6 protein-coding genes are annotated in these 4833 nt (G+C 73.4%); all 6 read right to left on the reverse strand.

The features are described from left to right. Position 1 precedes the first annotated feature (1 nt). A complete protein-coding gene (locus tag FDZ70_06390; protein TLM76674.1) occupies positions 2-388 on the reverse strand; it encodes a glycosyltransferase family 4 protein in 387 nt (128 codons plus the stop codon). Positions 389-421: 33 nt separating this feature from the next. After that, positions 422-1168 carry a glycosyltransferase family 4 protein gene (locus FDZ70_06395; GenBank protein TLM76675.1) on the reverse strand — a complete coding sequence of 249 codons (747 nt, stop codon included), beginning with the start codon at positions 1166-1168 and terminating at the stop codon, positions 422-424. Next, positions 1165-2076, reverse strand: a complete 912-nt coding sequence (locus FDZ70_06400; GenBank protein ID TLM76676.1) for an NAD-dependent epimerase/dehydratase family protein — start codon at positions 2074-2076, stop codon at positions 1165-1167. The genes FDZ70_06395 and FDZ70_06400 overlap by 4 nt, the downstream gene beginning before the upstream one ends. 10 nt (positions 2077-2086) lie before the next feature. Continuing rightward, positions 2087-3085 (reverse strand): SDR family NAD(P)-dependent oxidoreductase, encoded by a 999-nt coding sequence (locus FDZ70_06405; protein ID TLM76677.1) that lies wholly within the window; start codon positions 3083-3085, stop codon positions 2087-2089. Beyond that, positions 3069-3989, reverse strand: coding sequence for a glycosyltransferase family 2 protein (locus FDZ70_06410; protein ID TLM76678.1), 921 nt, complete (start codon positions 3987-3989; stop codon positions 3069-3071). Before FDZ70_06410 ends, FDZ70_06405 begins: the two co-directional genes overlap by 17 nt. After that, positions 3979-4833: NAD-dependent epimerase/dehydratase family protein (locus tag FDZ70_06415; GenBank protein TLM76679.1), on the reverse strand; the 855-nt coding region annotated here is incomplete at its 5' end. The genes FDZ70_06415 and FDZ70_06410, both read right to left, overlap by 11 nt.

A 4833-nucleotide genomic window follows, 5' to 3' on the forward strand; every position in this document is an offset into this window, starting at 1 on the left:
CCTATTCTCGCACACGGGCGGTGTCGGCGCGGTCGAGCAGGCGCCGGTACGCGGCCAGATGTGCCGAGGTCATCACGCCCTGCGTGAAGCGGTCGACGATGAGGTGGCGAGCCGCCGTGCCCATGCGGCGCCGCTCTCCGGCATCGGCGAGCAGCCGCGACATCGCACGCGCCGCCGCGGCCTCGTCGCCGGGCGCGACGAGCACGCCGGTCTCGCCGTCCGCCACGATCTCCGGCAGGCCGCCGACGCGCGTCGCCACGACCGGCCGGCCGAGCGCCATCGCCTCGAGCGCGAGCATCGGGAAGCCTTCGGAACGCGAGGTCATCACGAGAACGGCCGCACGTTCGACGAGCGGCTCGATCGGGTCCACCCAGCCGAGGAACGCGATGCGCTCACCGAGCCCGAGGGTCGCCGCGAGTGTCTACGCCTCGGCACGGAGCGGGCCCTCGCCCGCCACCACGAACCGGGCGTCCGGGCGCTCGGCGGCCACCAGCGCGGCGGCGCGCACGAACGTCGCGACGTCCTTGACCGCCTCGAGCCGGCCCGCGAACAGCACGAGCGGAGCGTCGTCGGCGATCGTCGCCGGCAGGTCGCACGTGCCGCGCGCGAGCCGGTTGACGGTCACGGTGTCGATGCCGTTCGGGATGACCTGCATCCGGTCCGGATCGTAGCCGAGCTCGACGAGGCGCGCGGCGATCGCGCGGGACACCGGCAGCACGAGATCGGCGCGGTGTGCGGTGAGGCGGTCGAGCATGTCGCGCGCGAACTGGGCGGCGCGTCCGCCCCCGGCCGCCCGCGGCGCGCCGGGCTCGACGTGCACGGTGTTGACGAGTGAGGGCCGCCCGCCACGCTTGGCGAGCCGTCCGAGCAGGTTCGTGAGGTATCCCGTCGTGTGCAGGACCGCCGCGTCGTAGCGCCGGCAGTACTTGCGGATGCGCGAGGCGGTCCGGACGACGTTGCGCTTCTCCAGCGCGTACGGTGCCACGATCGCTCCCGCGCCGGCGGCCGCAGCGCGCAGGTCGCTGCGCTTCGGGCAGATGACATGCGCGTGCATGCCCGCACCCACGGTCGCGCGCACGAGCGCGAGCAGGTGCTCCTCGCCACCTCCGAGACCGGGGCCGGCGAAGTTGTTGACGAAGACGATCGTGCGCCCCTCGAGCGGCCTCATGCGCGGCACACCGCCTCGCCCGCGGCACGCGCCACGCTCTCGGCGAGGGTGAGCCGCGGCTCCCAGCCGAGCGAGCGCAGCTTCGCGTTGTCGCCCCGGCTGTCGGACACGTCGGACGCGCGCAACCGGTCGGTGTCCCGCACCACCCGCACGTCGAGACCGCTCGCCTCGACCATCATCTCCAGAAGCTCGCTCATGCTCACGGAAGTGCCGCTGCACACGTTGTAGACCTCGCCGCACGGCCCCGAAGTGGCGATCGTCACGAGCGCCGAAGCGACGTCCGTCACGTCGAGGAAGTCGCGGCGGGGCGTCAGATCACCCACCTTCACCTCCCCGGAGCCGCCGGCGGCCGCGATCGCCGCGAACTGGGCGCAGGCCGAGCCCGCGAACAGCGTCTCGGGCATGCCCGGGCCGAGCATCTGGAAGACGCGGCCGACACCGACGTTGAGGCCCGCGTGCGCGTGCTCGAGCGCGAGCGCGACCTGCTGCGCTTTGCTGCGCCCGTAGAACGAGACCGGCGCGGGCGGACGGTCCTCAGACACGGGGAGTTCGGCTTCTGGTACCGCGCCGTACTCCGCGGCCGAGCCGGGCACCACGACGCGGGCGCGATGCGAGCCGGCACCGATCGCGCCGAGCAGGTTCGCCGTCGCGGTCACGTTGGCGACGTAGAGCTGGTCGACCGTACCGCCGAGCCGCCCGGCGAGGTGGAAGACGACATCCGGCTCCTCGGCCTCGAGCGCCGCGCGCGTGGCGCTCGCGTCCTTCAGGTCGACGACGAGCGTCCGGTCGGCCGTCGAGCGGTCGCGCAGGTCGAGCCCGACGACCTCGATCGCCGGCCATGCCGCGCGCGCGGCGGCGATGACGTGGGGCCCCAGGAAGCCGGCCGCCCCGGTGACGAGCACCCTCAACGCGGCCTCCCTAGACGTTGTACCTGCCGCTCTTGTACCCCGCGCGGTTCGCCGGGTCGCGGAACCACTCGACCGTGCGCGCGAGGCCCTCGGCGAGCGGCACGCGCGCCTCCCAGCCGGCGAGCTCGCGAGCGAGCGACGCGTCCGCGAGCAGGCGCTCGACCTCGCTCGCCTCCGGCCGGACGCGCTCGTCGTCGGCGACGATGGGCGTGCCGGGTGCGATGAGGTCCACGAGTGCTGCGGCCACGTCGCCGACCGCGTGCTCTACGCCGGTGCCGAGGTTCACCTCGCGCCCAACGGCCGCGTCGCATGACGCGAGCGCGATGAAGCCGGCGACCGTGTCGGCGACGAAGGTGAGGTCTCGCGTGGGGTGCAGCGAGCCGAGCCGCACCTCGTCCGCGCCGTCGAGCAGCTGTGTGATCACGGTCGGGATGAACGCGCGCGCCGACTGCCGCGGGCCGTAGGTGTTGAACGGGCGGACGGTGACGACCGGCAGGCCGAACGAGCGGTGGAACGCCTCGGCCATCTTGTCGGCCGCGATCTTGGTGGCCGAGTACGGCGACTGCCCCTGCAGCGGGTGCGACTCGTCGATCGGGACGCGCTGCGCCGTGCCGTAGACCTCGGAGGTCGACGTGACGACGACGCGCTGCGTGCCGAGGTCGCGCGCGGCCTGCAGGACGTTGAGCGTGCCCTTCACGTTCGTATCCACGTAGCTGTCCGGCGAGTGGTACGAGTACGGGATGCCGATGAGCGCGGCGAGGTGGAGCACCGCGTCGCAGCCCTTCAGCGCGGTGCGCACGCCGTTGGGGTCCCGGACGTCACCGGCGAAGACGTCGAGCGAGTCGCGCGTGGCGGCCGGCACGGTGTCGAGCCAGCCCCACGAGCCGAACGAGTTGTAGTACACGAACGCGCGCACGTCGGCGCCCGCTGTGACGAGCGCCTCGGCCAGATGGCTGCCGATGAAGCCGTCGGCGCCTGTGACGAGCACGCGCTTACCGGACAGGTCCATGATCGCTCCTCGCGTCCGCCGCCGCGTGGCGACGGCTCCTCATACCGTACACGGCGGCCTTCAGGCCGGGCACGCGCTTGAACGCGTGCTTCACGCGGGCGAGCCGCGCGCTGCGCCGGAACTCCGCCCGCGCGCCCGCGTACGCCGCGTCGTCGAGCACGCCGCGCTCGTGCAGGCGTCCGATCATGTACAGCTGCTTGCGCTGGGTCACCCGGTTGTCCGCGTGGCTGACCATCGCCGCATGCACGCGGTAGCGCAAAAGGGCGGCGCCCAGCCGGCGGATGCGCACGCCTGCGGCGGCGCACCGGATCCAGTACTGGTAGTCCTCGATGGCGAAGATGCCCGGATCGGTGTCCCACGCGCCGATGCGGTCGAACACCTCGCGCCTGACCAGAGCTGACGAGAGCACCACCCCGTTGTGCCCATGCAGGAGATCGCCGAGCCCGAGCCATGAGTCCACACCCCCGCACCCCAGCAGGGTGCCGAACTCGGTGGCCTCGCCCGTCGCGTCGTCCACGGAGAAGTACACGGCGTCGGAGCACACGACGCCGGCATCGGGGTGCGCAGCCGCCGCCTCCAGCTGGGCGGCGAGCTTGCCGGGCGCCCACAGGTCGTCGTCGTCGCAGAAGGCGATCCACCTCCCGCGCGCGCGGGCGACGGCGTAGTTGCGGTTCACGGACAGGTTGCCGCCGTTGGCGTTGCGGAAGTACCGCACGCGCGGGTCAGCATGCGCGGTGACGAACGCCTCGGTGCCGTCGGTCGACTCGTTGTCGATGACGAGCACCTCGAGATCGCCGGCGGTCTGCGCGAGAACCGCCTCGAGCGACGCCGCGAGCAGTTCGCGCCGGTTCCAGGTGAGCACGACGACGCTGACGGCGGGCGCGCCGGGGGCCTCAGCGGCCATAGAGGCCCCGGTTGTCCCGGTACCAGGCCGCCGTGACCGCCATGCCGGACGCCAGCGTCTGCGCCGGCTCCCAGCGAAGCGTCGTGCGGATCCGCGCGACCGAGGCGGACTGCCGCCACATCTCGTTCTCGCGGTACGGCACCTCGCCGAAGCGCAGCAGCGCGCGGTCGGCGCCGAGCGCGTCGCACAGCGCCTCGACCACCTCGCGTACCGTCACACACTCCCCGCTCGCCACGTTGAACACGCCGCCGGTTGCAGCATCGGCCGACGCGGCGGCCGCGAGGTACGCTCGGGCCAGGTCGCCGACGTACAGGTAGTCCTTCGCCTGTTCGCCTCCTGTCAGCGGCACCTTGCGGCCCTCGAGCAGCGAGAGCGCGACGTGCGGCACGAGGCGGGCCGGCGCCTCCCACTCGCCGTAGAGGTTGTACGGACGCAGGACCGCGAGCGGCACGCCGCGCTCGCCCGCGATGGTCCGCGCGATGACCGTGGCCGCTGCCTTGGTGGCGCCGTAGGCCGTGGTCGGTGCCACCGGCGAGCCCTCGTCGGAGTCCTCGCGAAGGTCACCGTACTCGGCGCACGTGCCCGTGTGCACACACAGGCGCAGGTCAGGCAGGCCTGCGCAGCCCGCAACGACCGCGGCGGTCGCGGTCACGTTGGCCTGCGCGAGTGCGGCGGCGTCGGCGGCCGGCGACAGGGCGATCGCCCCGGCGAGGTGGAAGACGAGAGCGGGGGCGGCCGCGGCGAGCGCCGAAGCGACCGCGGCGGCGTCCGTGAAGTCGGCGGCAGCCCACGAGACGCGGTCCGCCACGTCGTCGAGGCGCGGGGTGTCCGCGCCGGCGGGACC

This window comes from Actinomycetota bacterium (assembly GCA_005774595.1).
In the GTDB taxonomy this organism is placed as follows: domain Bacteria; phylum Actinomycetota; class Coriobacteriia; order Anaerosomatales; family D1FN1-002; genus D1FN1-002.